This is a genomic window from Streptomyces sp. NPDC094032 (assembly GCF_040303965.1).
Classification (GTDB): Bacteria; Actinomycetota; Actinomycetes; order Streptomycetales; family Streptomycetaceae; genus Streptomyces.
In genome coordinates this window covers 205,853-229,127 of record NZ_JBEOUE010000004.1, presented here as the reverse complement: position 1 = coordinate 229,127, position 23,275 = coordinate 205,853, and the positions used below count along the sequence as shown (strand labels likewise).

The following is a 23,275-nucleotide window of genomic DNA, read 5'->3' as shown; positions in this document are numbered from 1 at the left end:
GAGTGTGAAACTCCCGCGCAACGCCTTTCTCAGCCGTCAGTGGGAGAGGATCCCGGAGAGACGACGACTGCCCCTCGCGGTCTTCGCCACCACCCAGATCCTGTTCCTGCTCTGGTGGGCGGCGTTCTTCCCCGGCGCCCTGAGCTACGACTCGATCACCTATGTGTGGCACGTCACCACCGACAACTGGATGTCGAACCACTCCGTGGTCTACGACGCCCTGGTGTGGCTGTCCCTCAACACCACCGGTGATCTGTGGATCCTGACGCTGGCACAGACGGTCGCCATGTCGGCGACGCTCGCCTACTGCTCCGTCACCCTGCGGGACTGGGGTGTACGGCAGCGGTGGGCGGCCATCGCCGCGTGCGTGCCGGCGCTGCTCCCGCCGACGGCCGTCTTCGTCATCTTCGTGTGGAAGGACGTGCCGTTCGTCATCGGCGCGATCCTCGCCTTCGGCGCGGCGGGCCGCCTCGCGGCGCGCCGGGCCCGCGGCCGTCAGGCCGTTCGGGACAAGGCGTTCTACCGCACCGTCGGGCTGCTCTTCCTGGGCTTCCTGATGCTCGCGCTGTTCCGCAACAACGGCATGCTCGTCGCGATCATCGCCGCGCCGATCCTGCTGATCGCGCTGCCGTCGATGCGCCGGTGGGTGCTGGCGGCGACGGCCGTGCCGGTGCTGATCTTCGGTCTGCTGACCAGCGTGATCTACCCGGCGGCCGGGGTGAAGACCCCGCCGAAGGACGCCGTGTACGCCTTCTTCTACGCGGACATCGCGGTCGCCTACGGGCAGCGCCCCGGCTTCTTCACCAAGGAGGACAAGGCGCTGATGTCCAGCATCGCGCCGCTGTCCCACTGGAAGGGCCGCGCGGCCAACTGCTACAACGCCGACTGGGCGATGGAGTCGCCGCCGATGAACCGGCCGCTCGCGGCCGAGCGCAACGACGAGCTGATGGCCCTGTGGAAGCGGGTCATGAAGCGGACCCCCGACCTGGTCATCGGTGCCCGGGTGTGCCGTGCGCACATCGCCTGGGCGGTCTTCCCCGGTCCCAAGGAGCTGCGGGCGAACACCCTGCTGAGCGACCCGCAGACCTCGAAGACGCTCTTCAGCTACACCAAGTGGAACGACTCGATCAAGAACAGCGAGTACCGCCCGAAGCTGAAGATCCGGCCGCTCTCCGAGCCGCTGCACAGCGTCGCGGACTTCTCGTGGCGCGCGTTCAAGGTGCCGCAGCTCCAGTGGCTGCTGTTCCGCGGCGCGATCTGGTGCTACGCGTCGTACGCGATCGTGCTCCTGTTCCGCCGCCGGACCAAGGCCAAGGGCACGATGGCCCTCCTGTCGGTCACGCTGGGCCTCCAGCTCACCGTCCTGGCCGCCAACCCGGCCCCGCTGTGGCGCTACATGATCGGCCCGATCTTCATCGGCATCCTGCTGCTGCCGCTGCTGCGCGCGAAGCCCGACTTCGGTTCGGCGGACACGCCCGAGGCGGCGGAGGCGGCGGAGGCCGAGGCCTCCGAGAAGCCGGACGAGCCCGGGAAGCCCGAGAAGGCTGAACGCGGTACGGCCCCGGAGCCCGACCCGGTCTCCTAGCACGACGCACACGAAGAAGGGGGTGCGGGCTTCGGCCCGCACCCCCTTCTTCGTACCACCCGTTAGAACGGGTTGAACTCCTCGAACTCGCGCTGCGGGTCGTTCCGCTCCGCGTCGCGGTCGCGGCGGCGCTGGGCGGCCGGGCGCGGGGCCTCCAGACGGTGGTCCTCGCCTCGGCGGCCGAGCATCTCGGCGCCGGCCATCATCGTGGGCTCCCAGTCGAAGACGACCGCGTTGTCCTCGGCGCCGATGGCGACACCGTCACCCGCGCGGGCGCCGGCCTTCATCAGCTGGTCCTCGACACCGAGGCGGTTGAGGCGGTCGGCCAGGTAGCCGACGGCCTCGTCGTTGTTGAAGTCGGTCTGGCGGACCCAGCGCTCGGGCTTCTCGCCGCGCACGCGGTAGACGTCCTCGGCCTCGTCGTAGGTGACGGTGAAGCCGGCGTCGTCGACCGCCTTCGGACGGATGACGATACGGGTCGCCTCCTCCTTCGGCTTGGACGCGCGGGCCTTGTTGACGATCCCGGCGAGGGCGAAGGAGAGCTCCTTGAGGCCCGTACGGGCGACCGCGGAGGCCTCGTAGACCTGGTAGCCGCGCGCCTCCAGGTCCGGGCGGATCATGTCCGCGAGGTCCTGGCCGTCCGGGATGTCGATCTTGTTGAGGACGACGAGGCGCGGGCGGTCCTCAAGGCCGCCGTACTGCTTCAGCTCCTCCTCGATGACGTCGAGGTCGGTGAGCGGGTCGCGGTCGGACTCCAGCGTCGCCGTGTCCAGGACGTGCACGAGGACCGAGCAGCGCTCGACGTGGCGCAGGAACTCCAGGCCCAGGCCACGGCCCTGGCTGGCGCCGGGGATCAGACCGGGGACGTCGGCGATGGTGTAGACGGTCGAACCGGCCGTCACCACACCGAGGTTCGGGACGAGCGTCGTGAACGGGTAGTCCGCGATCTTCGGCTTGGCGGCCGACAGGACGGAGATCAGCGAGGACTTGCCGGCGCTCGGGTAGCCGACGAGCGCCACGTCGGCGACCGTCTTGAGCTCCAGGACGATGTCCCGCGCCTCGCCGGGCTCACCGAGGAGGGCGAAGCCGGGCGCCTTGCGGCGGGCGGAGGAGAGCGCCGCGTTGCCGAGGCCGCCGCGGCCGCCCTGGCCCGCGACGAAGGTGGTGCCCTGGCCGACCAGGTCGGCGAGGACGTTGCCCTGCTTGTCGAGGACGACGGTGCCGTCGGGCACGAACAGGACCAGGTCCTGGCCGTCCTTGCCGGAGCGGTTGTCGCCGGCGCCGGGCTGGCCGTTGGTGGCCTTGCGGTGCGGCGAGTGGTGGTATTCCAGGAGCGTGGTGATCGACTGGTCGACGACCAGGGTCACATCGCCGCCGCGGCCGCCGTTGCCGCCGTCCGGGCCGCCCAGCGGCTTGAACTTCTCCCGCATCACGGAGGCGCAGCCGTGGCCTCCGTTACCCGCGGCGACGTGCAGCTCGACGCGGTCCACGAAGGTGGTCATGGTTCTGTGCCTCCAGATACGAAAAACGGGTGGAATGTCTATCTAGTAACACGCGAAAGGCGGACCCGCTTCCCGTACGGGAAGTGAGGTCCGCCTCCGCAGAAGTTTCCGATCAGGCGACCGGAACGATGTTCACGACCTTGCGGCCACGGAAGGTGCCGAACTGCACCGCACCGGCCTGCAGGGCGAACAGCGTGTCGTCGCCGCCACGGCCCACACCCGAACCCGGGTGGAAGTGGGTGCCACGCTGGCGGACCAGGATCTCACCCGCGTTGACGGCCTGACCGCCGAAGCGCTTCACGCCGAGCCGCTGGGCATTGGAGTCGCGCCCGTTCCGGGTGGACGATGCGCCCTTCTTGTGTGCCATGTCTCAGTCCCTCTTACTTCGCAGCCGCGGGGATACCGGTGACCTTGATCGCCGTGTACTGCTGGCGGTGACCCTGGCGACGGCGGTAGCCGGTCTTGTTCTTGTAGCGCAGGATGTCGATCTTGGCGCCCTTGTGGTGGTCCACGACCTCGGCCGTGACCTTGATGCCGGCCAGGACCCACGGGTCGCTGGTCACGGCGTCGCCGTCGACGACGAGCAGGGTCGAGAGCTCGACCGTGTCGCCAACATTGGCGGTGGAAATCTTGTCAACCTCAACGATGTCGCCGACAGCAACCTTGTGCTGGCGACCACCGCTGCGCACGATGGCGTACACGCGGATCTCTCTCTCACTCGGAAATCGGGACCTCTGATGCCAGCCGCCCACGTGCGGGCCGGGGCCCGCAGCGATCCGGAATCGGTCGAGCGGCCTCTCCCGGCGGACCGGGAGGGAGTTGCTCAGAGGGGTTGGCGCAATCAGACACGCCGACGGTCTAGGTTACGGGGGGCTCCCGCAGAGGGTCAAATCCCGGCCGCGTCGCCCGAGGGGTCGGACGCGGTGGTCTCCGCGACGAAGCCCTTGAGCCAGGTACGGAACTCCGGACCGAGGTCCTCGCGCTCGCAGGCGAGCCGGACGATGGCCCGCAGGTAGTCGCCGCGGTCGCCCGTGTCGTACCGGCGGCCCTTGAAGACGACACCGTGCACGGGGCCGCCGAGGGTCTCGTCGGCCGCCATCTTCTGGAGCGCGTCGGTGAGCTGGATCTCGCCGCCGCGGCCCGGCTCGGTCTCGCCGAGGACGCCGAAGACGGCCGGGTCCAGGACGTAGCGGCCGATGATCGCGTAGTTGCTCGGGGCGTCCGCCGGGTCCGGCTTCTCGACCAGACCGGTGATGCGTACGACATCGGCGTCGGCGGTCGGCTCGACGGCCGCGCAGCCGTACAGGTGGATCTGCGCCGGGTCGACCTCCATCAGCGCGACGACGCTGCCGCCGCCGGCCGCCAGGACCTCCAGCATCTGGGCGAGCAGCGGGTCGCGCGGGTCGATCAGGTCGTCGCCGAGGAGCACCGCGAAGGGCTCGTCACCGACGTGCGGCTGCGCGCACAGCACGGCGTGGCCGAGGCCCCGCGGGTCGCCCTGGCGCACGTAGTGCATGGTGGCGAGCTCGCTGGACTCCTGGACCCGCGCGAGGCGCTCGTCGTCACCCTTGCGGGTGAGCGCCTCCTCCAGCTCGTAGTTCCGGTCGAAGTGGTCCTCCAGCGGACGCTTGTTCCGGCCGGTGACCATCAGGACGTCCGACAGACCCGCCGAGACGGCCTCCTCCACCACGTACTGGATCGCCGGCTTGTCGACGACGGGCAGCATCTCCTTCGGCGTCGCCTTCGTGGCGGGAAGGAAGCGCGTGCCGAGACCGGCGGCGGGGATGACGGCCTTGCGCACCTGGGGGGCGGGGGTGTTGTTCATCGGGCTGTTCCTGGTTTCCGATCCGGGGTCAAAACCGTGTGGACCGTCCCCGGGAGGAGGACGGTCCACACGAACTGCGTCGGGGACTGGGTCAGTCCTGCGCGGGGGCCGCGGTCTTCTTCACGGCCTTCTTGGCGGTCGTCTTCTTCGCCGCCGTCTTCTTGACCGCCGCCGTCTTCTTGGTGGCGGCCTTCTTGGCGGTGGCCTTCTTGGCGGCCGTCTTACGGGCCGTCTTCTTGGCCGGAGCGGCCTCGGCGGCCGGAGCCTCGGCGGGCGCCTCGGTCACGGGGGCCGAAGCCACCACGAGCACGGCGGCCTCCTCGGCGCCCGCGGGGGCACCGGCCGGGGCGGTGGCCTTGCGGACCACCCGGCGGCGGGCCTTCGGCGGGGCGGCCACGGGGGCCTCCTCGACGACCGGGGCGGGCTCGGCGACGGGCGCCGGGGCCTCCTCGGCGGCGACCGGCTCGGCGACCGGCTCGACCACCGTCTCGGCGGCCGGCTCCGGGGTGGAGGCCACCGGGGCGGACACCTTGCGGGTGGCCCGGCGGCGGGTCCGGGGCGCGGGCGCCTCGGGGGCCTGCTCCTCGACCACCGGAGCGGCCTCGGCGACCGGCGCGGGGGCCTCGACGACGGGCTCGGGCTTCGTCTCCGGGACGACGACCTCGAAGGTCTCCGTCTCGGTCACGGCGGGCGGCGCGTACACCGGCGCCGACACCCTGCGGGTCGCCCGGCGACGCCCACGGCCGCGCGTCGCGGCGGCCTCGGCCTCCGCGATGCTGCCGTACAGCTCCTCGTCGGCGGCGATCGGCTCGGGCAGCGCCACCGGGGCGGCGAGCTCGGCGGCGAGCTCGGCCTCGGTCTCGGCCGGGGTCTCGTGGACCTCGGCCTCGTGGGCGTGCTCGTGCTCGTGCGCCTGGCCCTCGCCACCGCGGCCGCGCTTCTTCGAGCGCTTGCCGCCGCCACCGCCACCGTGGGTGGGCGGCTGCTCCATGTGGACGATGACACCGCGCCCGTTGCAGTGGACGCAGGTCTCCGAGAAGGACTCCAGGAGGCCCTGGCCGACCCGCTTGCGGGTCATCTGCACCAGGCCGAGCGAGGTGACCTCGGCCACCTGGTGCTTGGTCCGGTCCCGGCCCAGGCACTCCAGGAGGCGGCGCAGCACCAGGTCGCGGTTGGACTCCAGGACCATGTCGATGAAGTCGATGACGACGATGCCGCCCAGGTCGCGCAGCCGCAGCTGGCGCACGATCTCCTCGGCCGCTTCGAGGTTGTTCCTCGTCACGGTCTCTTCGAGGTTGCCGCCCTGGCCGGTGAACTTGCCGGTGTTGACGTCGACGACGATCATCGCCTCGGTCTTGTCGATCACCAGCGAGCCGCCGGAGGGCAGCCAGACCTTGCGGTCCAGCGCCTTCATCAGCTGCTCGTCGATCCGGTACGTCGCGAAGACGTCGACCTCGCTGGTCCAGCGGGACAGGCGGTCGGCCAGGTCCGGGGCGACGTGGTTCACGTAGCCGTGGATGGTCTCCCACGCGTCGTCGCCGCTGACGATGACCTTGGAGAAGTCCTCGTTGAAGATGTCGCGGACGACCCGGACGGTCATGTCCGGCTCGCCGTAGAGCAGGCTCGGCGCGGAGGTCGAGATCTGCGCGGCCTTCTTCTGGATGTCGGCCCACTGCGCCTGGAGCCGCTCGACGTCACGGCGCAGCTCGTCCTCGCTCGCGCCCTCGGCAGCGGTGCGCACGATGACGCCCGCGTCCTCGGGGACGATCTTCTTGAGGATGGTCTTCAGACGGGCGCGCTCGGTGTCCGGCAGCTTGCGGCTGATACCGGTCATCGAGCCCTCGGGCACGTACACCAGGTAGCGGCCGGGCAGCGAGACCTGGCTGGTCAGGCGGGCGCCCTTGTGGCCGATCGGGTCCTTGGTGACCTGCACCAGGACCGACTGGCCGGACTTGAGGGCGGCCTCGATGCGGCGCGGGCCGTTGCCCATGCCGAGCGCCTCGAAGTTGACCTCGCCGGCGTACAGGACGGCGTTGCGGCCCTTGCCGATGTCGACGAAGGCGGCCTCCATCGACGGCAGCACGTTCTGGACCTTGCCCAGGTAGACGTTGCCGACGTACGAGGTGGCCTGCTCCTTGTTGACGTAGTGCTCGACGAGCACGTTGTCTTCCAGGACGCCGATCTGGGTGCGCTCGCCGTTCTGGCGGACGACCATCACGCGCTCGACGGCCTCGCGGCGGGCGAGGAACTCGGCCTCGGTGATGATCGGGACGCGGCGGCGGCCCTGCTCGCGGCCCTCGCGGCGGCGCTGCTTCTTGGCCTCCAGGCGGGTCGAGCCCTTGATGGACTGGACCTCGTCCGACGGCTCGCCCTTCTCGCGCGCCGGGCGGGGCTCGCGGACCTTGACGACCGTACGGACGCCGTCCTCGTCGGTGCCCTCGGCCTCGCCGGACGCGTCACCGCTGCGGCGACGGCGACGGCGGCGACGGCGGGAGCTGCTGCTGCCCGCGGCGGTGTCGTCGTCGGCCTCGTCGGCCTCGTCCTCGGCGTGGAGCTCGTCGGTCTCCTCGCCCTCCTCGGACTCCTCCGCCTCCTCGACCTCGGCGAGCTCGCCACGGCGACGGCGACGGCCGCCCCGGCGGCGACGGCGGGACGGGCGGTCCTCGTACTCGTCACCCTCGTCGGTCTCGGCGGCCTCGGTCTCGGCCTCCGCCTCGGGGGTGGACTCGACCTCGGGCTCGTCGGCGACGGTGGCCGGGACGGGCTCGACGGCGACGGGCTCGCCACGACGCCGACGGCGACGGCGCGAGCCGGTCTCGGCGCGCTCGGCCTCGACCGTCTCGACGGCCTCGGGGGTCTCGGCGGCCTCGACGACCTCGGTGGTCTCGTCGGTCGGCTCCTCCTCCTCGACGGCCTCGGCGGCGGCGATGTACGCGGCCGTCTCCGGCGTCTGGAACATCGGCTCGGTGAAGACCGGCGGCTGGAAGACGGCGACGGCGGGCCGCGCGGCGCGGCGGGTGCGGGGCGCCTCGGCCTCGGTGGACTCGGCGGTGAACTGCGGCGAGGTGGCGCGGCGGCGGGTGCGGCCACGGGTGGCGGCCTGCTCGGCGGCGGCGACCTCGGCGGCGTGCGAGGCGATCTCCTCGACGGTGTCCTCGGGCAGCGCCTCACCGGAGGTCTCGGCGGCGATCTCCGCGGCGACGTCCGGGGTCACCGCGGGCGCGGCGGCCTTACGGGTGGCGCGACGACGGGTACGCGGGGCCGGGGCGGCCTCCTCGACCGGAGCGGCCGGAGCCTCGACGACCGGCGCGACCGGGGCCTCGACGACCGGAGCGGCCTCGACCGTGGTCTCCGGCGCGGTGGCCTTGCGGGTGGCGCGACGGCGGGTACGGGGGGCCGGAGCGGCCTCCTCGACGACCGGAGCGGCCTCGGCGACGGTCGCGGCCTCAGCGGCCGGGGCCTCGGCGGAGGTGGCGGCGCGGGTGGCGCGGCGACGGGTGCGCGGGGCCGGAGCGGTCTCCTCGACCGGAGCGGCGGCCGGGGCCTCGGCGACCGGCGCGGCGGGGGCCTCGACGACCGGAGCGGCCTCGACCGTGGTCTCCGGCGCGGTGGCCTTACGGGTGGCGCGGCGACGCGTACGGGGGGCCGGAGCGGCCTCCTCGACGACCGGCGCGGCGGCCGGGGCCTCGGCGACCGGAGCGGCCTCGGCGGCCTCGGCGGTCCCAGCCGTCACCGGCGGGCCGGCCGGGCGGGACGCGGCGCGGCGACGACGGCGCGGCGGCAGCTTGTCACCGGGCGCGTCGTGATCTGCGTTGCCGTTGTTCTCTTCGTGCTGTTCGAGCATGCGGGCGGTTCTCCCGTCACGCCCCCGGGCGCCGCGCCTGGTTCCGGTCCGGCGGCACGAACGCGCGAGAAGCACGATGCCGCCGTCCGGGGCGCGGGCGCCGCACGGGAGCTGTATGTCTGGCTCGCCGGTTCCGTACGCCTTCTGCGTACGGCCTGGCGAAAGTCTTGTGGTCAGTGCGCTGCCCGACCCAGGTGGCTCCCGAGTACGAGGGCGGCGCTACGACGACCGCTCCCTACGCGGTGCCCGCACCCGGCGCCGTCGCTGAGGCGGTCGCGGCGGCCGTGGTGGCGGCCGTGACTTCCTCGCGGTCGGGCGCGAGCGGGTCGGTCACCGTGCCGGACTCCTCGTCGAAGAGCCCCTGCGCCAGCCTGGTCACCGCTGCGGGGACCGGCGGCGCCAGGTCGGCCACAGCTCGGAGACCGGACAGGACGTCGTCGGGTCGCACGGCAGGTGTCACGTGCCGAACAACCAGCCGCAGTATCGCACAGGCGCTGTCCAGCGGCCTATCACCCTGGGGATCGCCCGGGGCGGCGGCCGCGGTCAGCTCGACGACGGCGGCGCGGGTGTCGAAGGTGCGGATGCCGTTCTTGGTCTTGCGCTGTACTTCCACCGTCTCGGCCGCGAGAAACGTCTCGACGGCCTTGCGCGCGTCCTCGGCGTCGACGCCCTCAAGACGCAGCTCCCAGATGGAGGCGGTCAGGCGGTCGGCGAGGCCGGAGGTCCGGGCCTCGACGGCGTCGGTGATGTCGAGCCCGTCCGGCAGGGACTCGTCGAGCAGGCGCCGGAGCGTCTGCGGGTCGCGCGCCTCGGCGAGGGCGATCTCCAGGTACTCGGCCTCGGAGCCCGTGCCCGTGGGGGCGGCGTTGGCGTACGACACCTTGGGGTGCGGGGTGAAGCCCGCCGAGTACGCCATCGGCACCTCGGCGCGGCGCAGGGCCCGCTCGAAGGCGCGCTGGAAGTCACGGTGGCTGGTGAACCGGAGGCGGCCGCGCTTGGTGTAGCGCAGTCGGATGCGCTGCACCGCCGGTGCGGGCGGCGGGCCTTCGGGCTGTCGCTTGCCCAGTGGTTCTTCTCCTCGGTGCGGGGCGGGCGCGGTGTGGCGCCGCCCACGAAATGCGGTGTGCCCTGGGGGTCCCGCCCGGCTCACCCCCGTGGGAACGGGGAGATCTCGGGTGCGGGCGCCGCGCCGGGTACGTTCGTTGTACTACCCAGAGTACGCGCCCGGGCCGCCTGTGGTTCCCCGCCCCGGTCGGCGGGGCCCGCCGAAGAGGGCCCGCCACACCTCCCGGGTGGCGGCGCGGACGGCCCGCGCGACCTCGGTGGCCGGACGCAGGACGTACGCGCGCAGCCAGTGGCCGACGGGCGTCAGGAGCACCCGGTACGTCCAGGCGAGGGGGCGGCCGACGGCGTGCCACAGGGTCCAGCGCAGGGCGCGGCCCACGGCGCGCGAGATCCGGCCGGCGATCCCCCAGGCCCAGGCGAGGGCGGCGCCGACGACGCGGGCCACGGGGGCGAGGACATGGCGCCACAGCCAGCCGAGCGGGGTGACGAGCAGCAGGTCGACGACCCACCACAGGGCGCGGGCGACCGGGAGCAGGACCCGCTCCCCCAGCCACCGCAGGGGAATCAGGAGCAGGGTGTGGACGAGCCACCACAGCGCCCGGCCGACCGGCGCGAGCACCCATCGCCCCAGCCACCGGAGCGGGATCACCAGCAGGTGCTCGATGAGCCATCCGAGTGCCCGCCCGACCGGGGCGAGCAGCCACCGCCACAGGAACCCCATGACGTACGCGAAGGCGTCCCAGAGCAGGCGCAGGGGGACGACGACCACGAGCGCGATGCCCCTGGCCACCGCGGTGAGGCACCCGGTGTTTTCCGTGTTCATGACCGAAACGACGCGACGGCCCGGCGCGGGGTTTCCCCCGGGCCGGGCCGTCACCAAGGCGTTACGCGCCTACTTGTTCACGACCGTGAGCGGCAGCAGCTGCTTGCCCGTCGGGCCGATCTGGATGTGCGTGTCCATCTGCGGGCAGACGCCGCAGTCGAAGCACGGGGTCCAGCGGCAGTCCTCGACCTCGGTCTCGTCGAGGGCGTCCTGCCAGTCCTCCCAGAGCCAGTCCTTGTCGAGACCGGAGTCCAGGTGGTCCCAGGGCAGGACCTCCTCGTAGGTGCGCTCGCGGGTGGTGTACCAGGCGACGTCGACCCCGAAGTCGGGGAGGGTCTTCTCGGCGCAGGCCATCCAGCGGTCGTACGAGAAGTGCTCGCGCCAGCCGTCGAAGCGGCCGCCGTCCTCGTACACGGCGCGGATGACCGAGCCGATGCGGCGGTCGCCGCGGGAGAGCAGGCCCTCGACGATGCCGGGCTTGCCGTCGTGGTAGCGGAAGCCGATCGAGCGGCCGTACTTCTTGTCGCCGCGGATCTTGTCGCGCAGCTTCAGCAGCCGCGCGTCCGTCTCCTCCGCCGAGAGCTGCGGGGCCCACTGGAACGGGGTGTGCGGCTTCGGCACGAAGCCGCCGATGGAGACGGTGCAGCGGATGTCGTTCTGGCCGGAGACCTTGCGGCCCTCGGCGATCACGTTGATCGCCATGTCGGCGATCTGGAGGACGTCCTCGTCGGTCTCCGTCGGCAGGCCGCACATGAAGTACAGCTTCACCTGGCGCCAGCCGTTGCCGTACGCGGTGGAGACGGTCCGGATCAGGTCCTCCTCCGAGACCATCTTGTTGATGACCTTGCGCATGCGCTCGGAGCCGCCCTCGGGGGCGAACGTGAGGCCGGAGCGGCGCCCGTTGCGGGTCAGCTCGTTGGCGAGGTCGACGTTGAAGGCGTCCACGCGGGTGGACGGGAGGGACAGGCCGATCTTGTCCTCGGTGTAGCGGTCGGCGAGGCCCTTGGCGATCTCACCGATCTCCGTGTGGTCCGCGGAGGACAGCGAGAGCAGGCCGACCTCCTCGAAGCCGGTCGCCTTCAGACCGCGGTCCACCATCTCGCCGATGCCGGTGATGCTTCGCTCCCGCACGGGGCGCGTGATCATGCCGGCCTGGCAGAAGCGGCAGCCGCGGGTGCAGCCGCGGAAGATCTCGACGGACATGCGCTCGTGGACGGTCTCCGCGAGCGGCACGAGCGGCTGCTTCGGGTAGGGCCACTCGTCGAGGTCCATCACGGTGTGCTTGGAGACGCGCCACGGCACACCGGACTTGTTGGGGACGACCCGGCCGATGCGGCCGTCCGGCAGGTACTCCACGTCGTAGAACGCCGGGATGTACACCGCGCCGGTCTTGGCGAGGCGGAACAGGACCTCCTCGCGTCCGCCGGGACGCCCCTCGGCCTTCCACTGGCGGATGATCTCGGTCATGTCGAGCACGGCCTGCTCGCCGTCGCCGATGATCGCCGCGTCGATGAAGTCCGCGATCGGCTCGGGGTTGAAGGCGGCGTGGCCGCCGGCGAGCACGATCGGGTGGTCGACCGTCCGGTCCTTGGCCTCCAGCGGGATGCCGGCCAGGTCCAGGGCGGTGAGCATGTTGGTGTAGCCGAGCTCGGTGGAGAAGCTCAGGCCGAAGACGTCGAAGGCGCCGACGGGGCGGTGGCTGTCCACGGTGAACTGCGGCACCTTGTGCTCGCGCATCAGCTCTTCGAGGTCCGGCCACACGCTGTAGGTGCGCTCCGCGAGGACGCCCTCGCGCTCGTTCAGTACCTCGTAGAGGATCATGACGCCCTGGTTGGGCAGACCGACCTCGTACGCGTCCGGGTACATCAGCGCCCAGCGGACGTCGGCGGACTCCCAGGGCTTGACCGTGGAGTTCAGCTCTCCACCGACGTACTGAATCGGCTTCTGCACGTGCGGGAGCAGAGCTTCGAGCTGCGGGAAGACAGACTCGGCAGCAGACATCTCGAACCTTCGTGAGCTGGCAGGGGGGCGACTCTCAAGCGTACCCCGGTGCTCAGCGGGTCAGGGACGCCCGGATCTCCGGGGCCGCCGCCCACTCCCACAGTCCCGGCAGCTCACGCTCCCGTTCGGCGGCCGCCGCCTCCTCGTGTCCGTACAGGAGTCCCCAGGTGAACGCGGACTCCCCGGCCGCGTCGGCCTCGGCCGCGATCTCGCGCAGGGCGGTGCGGGCGACGACGCCGTCCTGGTGGTCGCCGAGGAGGGTCTGCACGGATTTCATGCGGGTGGCGAGGCGTTCCGCGGGCTTGCCGAGGACGGGGCGGGCGGCCTCGCCGGCGTAGCGGGCGCGTTTGGCGGCCTTGCGGGCGTCGTGCAGCGCGAGGTCGCGGGCGTGGCCGGGGTCGAGCGCGAGGGCGCGGGCGATCCGCCCGGCGAGCCGGTCGAGGTCCTTCCGGGCGGCGCGGGCGAGGACCTCGTCGGCGGGGCGGGCGGCGGCCTGCCGCAGCGGCGGGTCGGCGAGGAGCGCGTCGAGGGCGTCCAGGAGCGCGAGGTGGCGCGCCGAGTCCAGGGCGGCGAGCACCGCGCGCCCGGCGTCCTCCGCGCGCGCCGCGCCGCGCAGCCGCAGGCGGGCGCGGGCGGGGCCGAGCAGGAGGGTGTCCGGCAGCTCGTCGAGACGGGCGGCGAGCCGTGCGGTGAGCACCTCCTCGTCACGGGCGGCGCCGAGCTCGCCCGCGAGCCACCTCAGCTCCGCGCCGACCGGGTCGGTGACGGTCCGGTCGAGCACCTTGCCGTACGTCCTGAGGGCGCCGCGCAGGCGCCGGGAGGCGATCCGCATCTGGTGCACGGCGTCGGGCAGCCCGCGCCGCACGGCGGGGTCGAGCGCGACGAGCGCGTCGCGCTGGGCCCGGAGGTACGCGAGGACGGCGTGGCCTGCGGTGCCGGGGGTGCCGGGGGTGGGCGGGGCGGTCGGCGCCGGGGCTCCGGTCTCCGCCAGGGCCCTGGCCAGCTTCGACGGGGCCGTCGAGGGCCGGATGCCGGCCTTCTCCAGACGGCGGCCGACGGCGTCGAGGACGGCCGGGTCGGCGTCGTCGGCGAGTTCGACCTCGATCTCGGTCCAGGCGGCCTCGCCGGGTCCGTCGAGGCGTTCGGCGTGGACGGTGTCGACGGAGAGCTCGGCGAGCGGGGTGCCGTCCTTCGCGATGAGCAGGCGCACGTCGCGGCGGGAGCGGAGGCGGACGACGGGGCGGACCGGCTCGTCGCGGACGCGGGAACGGACGAGCCCCGCCAGGGAGCCGGGGAGGGTCTCCGAGAGCGGGGCTCTGATCTCGTCGCGGATGCCGGTGGCGACCGGGAACTTCAGGTGCCAGCCGGCGTCCGCGCCGCCGGTGCGGCGGCGCAGGGTGAGCGCGGCGGCGGCGAGCCGCAGGTCCGCGGTGTCGTAGTAGACGGCGTCGAGTTCGGTGACGCCCTCGTCCGTGACGGCCGCGACCCCGGCCGCCCGGGTGAGGTCCGGGAGCACCGTGCCGCCGTCGGCCTCGTACTTGCGCTCGATCTCGCGCTTCGTCTCCGCCATACCTCGAATCTAGGGCCTGAGCGGGTCCGGGGGGGCGGTGTGGCTCAGGCCGTTATCTTCGGCTGGACGCGGATCGACTGGAGCAGTCCGATCGCCACCCACACCGCGAACATCGACGAGCCGCCGTACGAGACGAAGGGCAGCGGCAGGCCGGCCACCGGCATGATGCCGAGGGTCATGCCGATGTTCTCGAAGGCCTGGAAGGCGAACCAGGCGATGATGCCGGCGGCGACGATCGTGCCGTACAGCTCGGTGGTCTCGCGGGCGATGCGGCAGGCCCGCCACAGGATGACGCCGAGCAGGACGAGGATCAGTCCGGCGCCGACGAAGCCGAGTTCCTCGCCCGCGACGGTGAAGACGAAGTCGGTCTGCTGTTCGGGGACGAACTGGCCGGTGGTCTGGGAGCCCTTGAAGAGGCCCGCGCCGAGCAGTCCGCCGGAGCCGATCGCGATCCGCGCCTGGTTGGTGTTGTAGCCGACGCCCGCCGGGTCGAGGTCGGGGTTGGCGAAGGCGGCGAAGCGGTTGATCTGGTACTCGTCGAGCATGCCGAGGGCGGTGACGAGCACGGCGCCGAGGACGCCCGCGCCGATGAGGCCGAGGACCCAGCGGTTGGAGGCGCCGGAGGCGAGCAGCACGCCGAGCACGATGACGGCCATGACCATGACGGAGCCGAGGTCCGGCATCAGCATGACGATGCCCATGGGCAGGGCGGCGAGCGCCAGCGCCTTGGCGACGGTGCCGTGGTCGGGGTGGAGCTGGTCGCCCGCGTCGACCTTGGCGGCCAGCAGCATCGCCATCACCAGGATGATCGTGATCTTCACGAACTCGCTGGGCTGGAGCGAGAAGCCGCCGCCGACGACGATCCACGCGTGCGCGCCGTTGATGGTCGCGCCGAGCGGGGTGAGGACGGCGAGGATCAGCAGGATCGACAGGCCGTACAGGACCGGCACGGCCCCGCGCAGGGTGCGGTGGCCGAGCCAGATCGTGCCGATCATCAGGGCGAGCCCGATGCCGGTGTTCAGGACGTGCCGGAACAGGAAGTAGTACGGGTCGCCGTTGTTGAGCACGGTGCGCCCGCGGGTGGCGGACCAGACGAGCAGCGCGCCCATGAGGGAGAGGCCGAGCGCGGAGAGCAGGATCGGCCAGTCGAGCCGGCGCAGCATGGAGTCGCGGCCGGTCAGCCGGGCCAGCGCGCCGCGCTCGGGCGCGTAACGGGAGACGGAGAAGCCGTGGGGTGCGGTCATCGGTTCAGAGCCTCCCTCGGGTGGCGGGCGGGCCCGCGAGCGGGTCGTCGGGCTTCTTCGCCGGTGCGGTGGGGTCGGGTGTGGCGGTGTCGTCGGGCTTCGGGGCGGTGGCGACCTGCTTCAGCGGGTCGTCGGGGTTGATCTTCCCGACCTCGGGGTCGTACGGCTTGATGCTCGGCGCGTCGATGGAGCCGTCGGCCTGGATCTTCGGCAGGGTCTGCTGCGGCTGCGGCAGCAGGGCCCGCTTCAGGTCCTGCTTGCCGGCGTCGTCGAGCCCGTAGAGCGCGTCGTAGATGTTGCGCACGGCGGGGCCGGACGCGCCGGAGCCCGTACCACCCTGGGAGATCGTCATGACGATCGCGTAGTCCTTGGTGTACGTGGCGAACCAGGAGGTCGTCTGCTTGCCGTAGACCTCGGCGGTGCCCGTCTTGGCGTGCATCGGGATCTTGTCCTGCGGCCAGCCGCCGAAGCGCCAGGCGGCCGTACCGCGGGTGGCGACTCCCGCGAGGGCTTCGTTTATCAAGTCGCGGGTGTCCGCGTTGAAGGGGAGCCGGCCGTGCGACTTGGGCGCGATCTCGGTGGTCTTCTTGCCGTCGGCGCTGATGACGGCCTTGCCGACGGTGGGGTTCCACAGCGTGCCGCCGTTGGAGATGGCGGCGTAGATGGTGGCCATCTGGATGGGGGTGACGAGGGTGTCGCCCTGCCCGATGGAGTAGTTGACGGAGTCACCGGCGCGCATCAGGTTGCCTTCGAGGCAGTTCTCGTAGGAGAGCTGCTGGACGTACGTGCCGCCCTTCTTGCCGTTCTTGCACCACCAGTCCTTGTTGGCCTCCCAGAAGCTCTGCTTCCACTGGCGGTCGGGGACGCGGCCGGTGACCTCGTTGGGGAGGTCGATGCCGGTCTCGGCGCCGAGGCCGAACTGGTGGGCGGTCTTGTAGAAGAAGTCCCCCGGGTTCTTCTTCGGCTTCATCCCGCCGTCCTTCTGCCACTGCTGGTGGGCGAGGGCGTAGTAGACGGTGTCGCAGGAGACCTCCAGGGCCTGCCCGATGGTGATGGAGCCGTGGCCCTGGGACTCGAAGTTCTTGAAGACCTGGTTGCCGATGGAGTACGAGGAGGGGCACGGGTAGCGCCCGTTGAAGTCGTATCCGGCGTTGACCGCGGCCGTGCTGGAGACCACCTTGAAGATGGAGCCGGGGGCGGCCTGGCCCTGGATGGCGCGGTTCAGCAGCGGGAGGTTGGAGTCCTTGCCGGTGAGGGCCGCGTAGTCCTTGGCGGAGATGCCGCCGACCCAGGCGTTGGGGTCGTAGTCGGGCTGCGAGGCCATGGCGACGATCCGGCCGGTCTTCGCCTCCATGACGACGACGGCGCCCGCGTCGGCCTTGTAGTTCTCGCTGGTGTTCTTGTCGTACGTCTTGCGGGCCTCGACCATCGCGTTGTGCAGCTCCCACTCGGCGACCGCCTGGACGCGGGCGTCGATGGAGGTGACCACGTTGGCGCCGGGCTGCGCGGCGTCGCTCTTGGCCTGGCCGATGACCCGGCCGAGGTTGTCGACCTCGTAGCGGGTGACGCCGGCCTTGCCGCGCAGCTCCTTGTCGTAGGTGCGCTCAAGACCGGAGCGGCCGACCTGGTCGGAGCGCAGGTACGGGGAGTCGCTGTCCTTGGCCTTCTCGATCTCGCCGTCGGTGACGGGCGAGAGGTAGCCGAGGACCTGGGAGGTGCGGGACTTGCCGGGGGCCGGGTAGCGGCGGACGGCGGCGGGTTCGGCGGTGATGCCGGGGAAGTCCTCGGCGCGCTCGCGGATCTGGAGGGCCTGCTGGGTGGTGGCCTCGTCGGTGACGGGGATCGGCTGGTACGGCGAGCCGTTCCAGCAGGGCTTGGGGGTCTTGGAGTCGCAGAGCCGGATCTTGTTGACGACCTCGTCGGCCTTCATGCCGAGGACACCGGCCAGCCGGGTGAGGACGGCCTTGCCGTCGTCCTTCATCTTCATCAGCTCGGTGCGCGAGGCGGAGACCACGAGCCGGGTCTCGTTGTCGGCGAGCGGGACGCCTCGGGCGTCGAGGATGGAGCCGCGCACGGCGGGCTGGACGACCTGCTGGACGTGGTTGTTCTTGGCCTCGTCGGTGTACTCCTTGCCGTTGCGGATCTGGAGGTACCAGAGGCGTCCGCCGAGGGTGAAGAGCAGGGAGAAGACGAGGACCTGGATGACGACGAGCCGGATCTGGACCCGGGGGGTCCGCCCGGTCTCGGGGATGTTGCTCATGCTGCCGCTGCCCCCTGGGTCACAGTCGCTTGACTCCCTTGATGCGTCCGGCGCGTGAGGCGCGGGTCCTGGCGGCCTTGACGCGCAGGCCGCCGCGCTGGTTGCCGATCCTCAGGCCGGTGCCGGAGGAGAGCCAGCCGGAGGCGACGTCGGCTCCGTTGGCGCCGGTGGCGTCGGCGAGCGGGTCGTTCTCGGCGCGCCGGGCCAGCGCCATGATGAGCGGCACGGTGAAGGGCGCGAGGAGCAGGTCGTAGAGGGCGGCGGTGAACAGCAGGAAGCCGAGGCCGACATGGCGGGCGGCGGTGTCGCCGACGAGGGCGCCGACTCCGGCGTACAGCAGGGTGGAGCCGATGGCGGCGGCGACGACCACGGCCATCGGTCCGGTGGCGGACTTCAGGCGCCCGTTCTCGGGGCGGGCGAGGCCGCAGAGGTAGCCGACGACGCAGAGCACGAGGGCGTAGCGCCCGGCGGCGTGGTCGGCGGGCGGGGCGAGGTCGGCGAGCAGTCCCGCGGTGAAGCCGACGAGGGCGCCGGTGACGTGCCCGTACACGAGGGCGAGGGCGACGACGGTGAGCAGGACGAGGTCCGGTACGGCGCCGGGGAGCTGGAGCCGGGCGAGGACGGAGACCTGGACGACGAGCGCGACGACGACGAGCGCGGCCGAGAGGAGGATCCGGTTGAGCTTCACGGTGTCGTGTCCCCCTGGTCCTGCGGCTGCTGGTTCGGATCGGCCTGCTGGTCGGCGGGCTTCTGCTGGTCCGCGGGCTTCTGCTGGTCGGCGGGCTTCTGCTGGTCGGCGGCGGTCTGGCCGTCGGGCTTCTGCTGGTCGGCGGGCTTGCGCTGGCCGTCGGCGGTCTGCCCGTCGGGCTTCTGGCCGTCCGGGGGCGGCGGGGTGACCGTGACGGTGACGGTCGGGGCGGGCTTGGGCTTCTGCGGAAGCACCATGTCGCGCGGGTCGCTGCGCGGGGCCTGGACGACGACGCCGACGATGTCCAGCTTGGTGAAGCCGACGTACGGGCGGACGTAGACGTTACGGGTGAGGCCGCCGCCCGCCGGGTCGACGCGGACGACCTCGCCGACGGGCACGCCGGGCACGAACGGCTTGTCTGCCTGGGAGCCGAAGGTGACGAGCCGGTCGCCCTTCTTCACCTTGGCCTTGCCGTTGAGCAGTTGGACGAGGAGCGGGCGGTCGCCCTGGCCGGTGGCGAAGCCGAGTTCGTCGGTCTTCTCCATGCGGGTGCCGACGGTGAAGTCGGGGTCGTTGGCCAGCAGGACCGTGGAGGTGGTGGGGCCGACGGTGGTGACCCGGCCGACGAGGCCCGAGCCGTTGAGCACGGTCATGTCGCGGCGGATGCCGTCGCGGGCGCCGATGTCGATGGTGACGGTCCAGGAGAAGCCCTGGGCCGCTCCTATGGCGATGACCTCGGCGCCCTTGATGCCGTACTGGCCGGCGCCCGCGGTCTTCAGCATGGCGTCGAGCTCGCGCAGCCGGTTGCCGTTGCGGTCGTCGCTGCCGAGCCTGGCCTTGAGGGTGGCGTTCTCCTGCTCCAGGGCGGCGATCCGATTGTGCCGCTCCCCCGAGTCGCGGACCGCTCCTATGGCGTTGCCGATCGGGTCGACCGCCGAGGCGACTCCGTTCTCGACGGGACCGAAGACCGCGGCCGCGGCCTGTCGGGCACCGTCGACCGGCGACTCCTGGCCTCCTCTGATGTCCACCGTGATCAGTGCGAACGCGATGGCGATCAGCAGCACCAGGAGCAGCCGGCTCTCTCGTGTGTCCCTCACGTGCGGCGGCCGTGCCTTTCCTCGGGTTGGAAGTGATGGAGTTGTGGGTGGTGGTCCGTACGGGTCAGCGGCGCGGCTGGGCGTCGAGGACCTGCTGCAACGCCTCGAACTCCTCGACGCACTTGCCGGAGCCGAGCGCCACCGAGTCCAGCGGGTCCTCGGCGATGTGGATCGGCATGCCGGTCTCGCGGCGCAGCCGCTCGTCGAGGCCCCGGAGCAGGGCGCCGCCACCGGTGAGAACGATGCCGCGGTCCATGACGTCACCGGAGAGCTCGGGCGGGCACTTGTCGAGCGTGGTCTTCACGGCGTCGACGATCGCGTTGACCGGCTCCTCGATGGCCTTGCGGACCTCGGCGGCGGAGATGACCACGGTCTTGGGGAGGCCCGAGACGAGGTCGCGGCCGCGGATCTCGGTGTGCTCGTCCTGGTCGAGGTCGTAGGCGGAACCGATGGTGATCTTGATCTGCTCGGCGGTGCGCTCACCGAGGAGGAGCGAGTACTCCTTCTTGATGTGCTGGATGATCGCGTTGTCGAGCTCGTCGCCGGCGACCCGGATGGACTGTGCCGTGACGATTCCGCCGAGCGAGATGACGGCGACCTCGGTGGTGCCGCCGCCGATGTCGACGACCATGTTGCCGGTGGCCTCGTGGACCGGGAGGCCCGCGCCGATGGCGGCGGCCATGGGCTCCTCGATGATGTGCACCTGGCGGGCGCCGGCCTGGGTGGAGGCCTCGATGACGGCGCGGCGCTCGACTCCGGTGATGCCGGAGGGCACGCAGACGACGACCCGGGGGCGGGCCAGGTAGCGACGCTTGTGGATCTTGAGGATGAAGTAGCGGAGCATCCGCTCCGTGATCTCGAAGTCGGCGATCACGCCGTCCTTCAGCGGGCGGACGGCGACGATGTTGCCGGGCGTCCGGCCGATCATCTTCTTCGCCTCCGCGCCCACCGCGAGGATGCCGCCGGTGTTGGTGTTGATCGCGACGACGGACGGCTCGTTCAGAACGATGCCGCGCCCCCTGACGTACACCAGCGTGTTGGCGGTCCCGAGGTCGACAGCCATGTCACGGCCGATGAACGACATTGAGTTCCCCTTGTTTCCCATGAGGATGCGTCGGGCCTTCCCTAGCGGAGCGTTGACGGCTTCTCAGGTCGGCGAGGTGGTGGCTGAGGAGGGTACGGCGTGGAGTTTTCCATCGTAGTGCCGCCCGCCCGGATACCGCGCGGCGGACCGCCTCTGCCCACCTCTGTATAGGTGACGGTAGGACGCGGCGATCCGTTCCCGGGATCGGCGTTCATATGCCTGGGGGCGACCGAAATTCCTTCGGTCGCCCCAGGGTGTGGCGCTGATCGGCTGACGTGGGGTCAGCCGGCGGGTCAGACGAGACCCGGGAAGAAGATCTTCAGCTCACGGGTGGCGGACTCCTCGGAGTCCGAGGCGTGGATCAGGTTCTCGCGGACGATGGTGCCGAAGTCGCCGCGGATGGAGCCGGGGGCGGCGGCGATCGGGTCGGTCGGTCCCGCCAGGGTGCGCAGGCCCTCGATGACCCGCTCGCCCTCGACGACCAGCGCGACGACCGGGCCGGAGGACATGAAGCCCATCAGCGGCTCGTAGAAGGGCTTGCCCTTGTGCTCGCCGTAGTGCAGCTCCAGGGTGTCCTGGTCCAGCTCACGCATCTCCAGGGCCGCGAGGGTCCAGCCGGCCTTGCGCTCGATACGGCCGATGATCTCGCCGACCAGGCCACGGCGGACGGCGTCGGGCTTCAGCAGGACGAGCGTGCGCTGGCTCACGGGGGAACTCCTTCGGAAAACGGTGTGCGGGCCTTGAGGCTACAGGGCCCGCACCGGCCGCGATCACGCAGCGTCAGGCCCTGCGGAGCCTTCGCGGGCGGCCCAGCCCGCCTTGATCTCGTCGATCTTCCGGCCGTAGTGCACCGAGGCCCACCACAGCACCGCGAAGACCGCGCCGAGGAAGAACATCACCGGCACGAAGAAACCGCTGGCGACCAGGCCCAGCTGGAGGACCCAGCCCAGCTGCACGCCGCCCGGACGGGTGACCATCCCGCACAGCAGCACCGAGAGGACCATGGCGATCCCGCAGACGGTCCAGACCGTGGACATCTCCAGGGAGTCGTCCTTCATGGCGACCAGACCGGCGAAGCCGATCACGAAGAACTCGCCGATCAGCGTCGAGGAACAGAGCACGCGCATCGGTCAGCCCCGCTTCAGCAGCAGTCGGGCGTCGCCGACCGTGAAGATCGAACCGGTCACGAGGACACCCGCGCCCGCGTACTCCTCGTGCTCCTCGGCGAGGGTGATCGCCGCCTCCAGGGCGTCGTCGAGCCGCGGCTCGACGACCACCCGGTCCTCGCCGAAGACCTCGACCGCGATGGCGGCGAGCGCGTCGACGTCGGTGGCCCGGGGGTTGGAGTTCGCCGTGATCACGACCTCGGCGAAGATCGGCTCGAAGGCCTCAAGGAGACCCTTGGCGTCCTTGTCCCCGCTGGTGGAGACGACGCCGATGAGCCGGGAGAAGCCGAAGGACTCCGTGATGCCGTCGGCGGTGGCCCGCGCGCCGTGCGGGTTGTGCGCGGCGTCCAGGATGACCGTCGGCGAGGAGCGCACGACCTCCAGGCGGCCCGGCGAGGCCACCTGGGCGAAGGCCCGGCGGACCGTGTCCTGGTCCAGGGTGCGGGCGTGCTGGGCGCCGATGCCGAAGAAGGCCTCGACGGCGGCGAGCGCCACGAGCGCGTTGCGCGCCTGGTGGGCGCCGTACAGCGGCAGGAACAGGTTGTCGTACTCGCCGCCCAGGCCGCGCAGGGTCAGCAGCTGGCCGCCGACCGCGACCTCGCGGGAGACGATGCCGAACTCCATGCCCTCGCGGGCCACGGTCGCGTCGACCTCGACGGCCTTCTTCAGGAGCACCTGGGCCGCGTCCACCGGCTGCTGGGCCAGGATGACCGTGGCGTCCTGCTTGATGATCCCGGACTTCTCGGTCGCGATCTCGCCGGTGGTGCCGCCGAGGCGGTCGGTGTGGTCCAGGTCGATGGGGGTGACGACGGCGACGGTGGCGTCGATGACGTTGGTCGCGTCCCAGGTGCCGCCCATGCCGACCTCGACGACGGCCACGTCGACCGGGGCGTCGGCGAAGGCCGCGTACGCCATTCCGGTGAGGACCTCGAAGAAGGAGAGCCGGTACTCCTCGCGGGCGTCGACCAGCTCCACGTACGGCTTGATGTCCTGGTACGTCTCGATGAAGCGCTCGGCGTCGATCGGGGCGCCGTCCAGGCTGATCCGCTCGGTGATGGTCTGCACGTGCGGCGAGGTGTAGCGCCCGGTGCGCAGGTCGAAGGCGCCGAGCAGGGCCTCGATCATGCGGGCGGTCGAGGTCTTGCCGTTGGTGCCGGTGATGTGGATCGAGGGGTAGGCGCGCTGCGGCTCGCCGAGCACGTCCATCAGGGCGGCGATCCGGGTGACCGAGGGCTCCAGCTTGGTCTCGCCCCAGCGGGTGGACAGCTCGGTCTCCACCTCGCGCAGTGCCTTGTCGACCTCGGGGTCGAGGGGGCGGGAGGGGACCGGGTCGCCCTGCGGCGGGCCGGACATGGCGCGCAGGGTGCGGCTGCCGGCCTCGATCACCGCCAGGTCGGGATCCCGGTCGGTCTGGGCATCGACGATCTCGTCGAAGTCGTCGGGCTGGTCGCTGCGGTCGCTCGGCTCACTCACGCCCCCAGTCTACGGAGGGGGGCCGACAGGACGTTGGACCCACCCCAT

Annotated in this window: 18 protein-coding genes; 1 reads left to right on the top strand and 17 read right to left on the bottom strand. The window is 71.7% G+C overall.

Annotated elements, in window-relative coordinates; translation table 11 throughout:
- Positions 1 to 4: 4 nt before the first annotated feature.
- The gene (locus ABTZ54_RS09150) at positions 5 to 1,585 is read left to right on the top strand and encodes a hypothetical protein (RefSeq protein ID WP_351658911.1); all 1,581 of its coding nucleotides are present in this window, start codon (positions 5 to 7) and stop codon (positions 1,583 to 1,585) included.
- Between the two features lie 62 nt (positions 1,586 to 1,647).
- Here the strand turns inward: ABTZ54_RS09150 and obgE are convergent, their stop codons facing one another.
- From obgE to folC, 17 genes are all read right to left on the bottom strand, one after another.
- A complete protein-coding gene (obgE, locus tag ABTZ54_RS09145) occupies positions 1,648 to 3,087 on the bottom strand; it encodes a GTPase ObgE (RefSeq protein ID WP_351658909.1) in 1,440 nt (479 codons plus the stop codon).
- Between the two features lie 112 nt (positions 3,088 to 3,199).
- Positions 3,200 to 3,454, bottom strand: a complete 255-nt coding sequence (gene rpmA, locus ABTZ54_RS09140) for a 50S ribosomal protein L27 (protein ID WP_351658907.1) — start codon at positions 3,452 to 3,454, stop codon at positions 3,200 to 3,202.
- Positions 3,455 to 3,467: 13 nt separating this feature from the next.
- On the bottom strand, positions 3,468 to 3,788 hold the full coding sequence (gene rplU / locus ABTZ54_RS09135; RefSeq protein WP_351658905.1) for a 50S ribosomal protein L21: 321 nt from the start codon (positions 3,786 to 3,788) through the stop codon (positions 3,468 to 3,470).
- Between the two features lie 185 nt (positions 3,789 to 3,973).
- The gene (gene galU / locus ABTZ54_RS09130; RefSeq protein ID WP_351658903.1) at positions 3,974 to 4,912 is read right to left on the bottom strand and encodes a UTP--glucose-1-phosphate uridylyltransferase GalU; all 939 of its coding nucleotides are present in this window, start codon (positions 4,910 to 4,912) and stop codon (positions 3,974 to 3,976) included.
- Between the two features lie 91 nt (positions 4,913 to 5,003).
- Positions 5,004 to 8,756, bottom strand: coding sequence for an Rne/Rng family ribonuclease (locus tag ABTZ54_RS09125; protein WP_351658901.1), 3,753 nt, complete (start codon positions 8,754 to 8,756; stop codon positions 5,004 to 5,006).
- Positions 8,757 to 8,991: 235 nt separating this feature from the next.
- On the bottom strand, positions 8,992 to 9,780 hold the full coding sequence (locus ABTZ54_RS09120; protein ID WP_351658899.1) for a TIGR03936 family radical SAM-associated protein: 789 nt from the start codon (positions 9,778 to 9,780) through the stop codon (positions 8,992 to 8,994).
- Positions 9,781 to 9,963: 183 nt separating this feature from the next.
- Positions 9,964 to 10,644 carry a hypothetical protein gene (locus ABTZ54_RS09115; protein WP_351658897.1) on the bottom strand — a complete coding sequence of 227 codons (681 nt, stop codon included), beginning with the start codon at positions 10,642 to 10,644 and terminating at the stop codon, positions 9,964 to 9,966.
- Positions 10,645 to 10,713: 69 nt separating this feature from the next.
- Positions 10,714 to 12,645, bottom strand: coding sequence for a TIGR03960 family B12-binding radical SAM protein (locus ABTZ54_RS09110; RefSeq protein ID WP_351658896.1), 1,932 nt, complete (start codon positions 12,643 to 12,645; stop codon positions 10,714 to 10,716).
- Between the two features lie 52 nt (positions 12,646 to 12,697).
- A complete protein-coding gene (locus tag ABTZ54_RS09105; RefSeq protein ID WP_351658894.1) occupies positions 12,698 to 14,215 on the bottom strand; it encodes a CYTH and CHAD domain-containing protein in 1,518 nt (505 codons plus the stop codon).
- 44 nt (positions 14,216 to 14,259) lie between these two features.
- Complete coding sequence (gene rodA / locus ABTZ54_RS09100) at positions 14,260 to 15,459, bottom strand: rod shape-determining protein RodA (protein ID WP_351658892.1); 1,200 nt, start codon at positions 15,457 to 15,459, stop codon at positions 14,260 to 14,262.
- Positions 15,460 to 15,463: 4 nt separating this feature from the next.
- Positions 15,464 to 17,719 carry a penicillin-binding protein 2 gene (mrdA, locus tag ABTZ54_RS09095; RefSeq protein ID WP_351658891.1) on the bottom strand — a complete coding sequence of 752 codons (2,256 nt, stop codon included), beginning with the start codon at positions 17,717 to 17,719 and terminating at the stop codon, positions 15,464 to 15,466.
- A 19-nt stretch (positions 17,720 to 17,738) separates the two neighbouring features.
- On the bottom strand, positions 17,739 to 18,407 hold the full coding sequence (mreD, locus tag ABTZ54_RS09090) for a rod shape-determining protein MreD (protein WP_351658889.1): 669 nt from the start codon (positions 18,405 to 18,407) through the stop codon (positions 17,739 to 17,741).
- On the bottom strand, positions 18,404 to 19,504 hold the full coding sequence (gene mreC / locus ABTZ54_RS09085) for a rod shape-determining protein MreC (protein WP_351658887.1): 1,101 nt from the start codon (positions 19,502 to 19,504) through the stop codon (positions 18,404 to 18,406). The genes mreD and mreC overlap by 4 nt, the downstream gene beginning before the upstream one ends.
- Positions 19,505 to 19,568: 64 nt before the next feature.
- Positions 19,569 to 20,588: a rod shape-determining protein gene (locus ABTZ54_RS09080; protein WP_329420584.1), complete on the bottom strand. Its 1,020-nt coding sequence runs from the start codon at positions 20,586 to 20,588 to the stop codon at positions 19,569 to 19,571.
- Positions 20,589 to 20,881: 293 nt separating this feature from the next.
- Complete coding sequence (gene ndk / locus ABTZ54_RS09075; RefSeq protein WP_351658885.1) at positions 20,882 to 21,295, bottom strand: nucleoside-diphosphate kinase; 414 nt, start codon at positions 21,293 to 21,295, stop codon at positions 20,882 to 20,884.
- 63 nt (positions 21,296 to 21,358) lie between these two features.
- Positions 21,359 to 21,715 carry a DUF4233 domain-containing protein gene (locus ABTZ54_RS09070; protein WP_351658883.1) on the bottom strand — a complete coding sequence of 119 codons (357 nt, stop codon included), beginning with the start codon at positions 21,713 to 21,715 and terminating at the stop codon, positions 21,359 to 21,361.
- A gap of 3 nt (positions 21,716 to 21,718) precedes the next feature.
- Positions 21,719 to 23,227 carry a bifunctional tetrahydrofolate synthase/dihydrofolate synthase gene (folC, locus tag ABTZ54_RS09065; protein WP_351658881.1) on the bottom strand — a complete coding sequence of 503 codons (1,509 nt, stop codon included), beginning with the start codon at positions 23,225 to 23,227 and terminating at the stop codon, positions 21,719 to 21,721.
- Positions 23,228 to 23,275 lie beyond the last annotated feature (48 nt).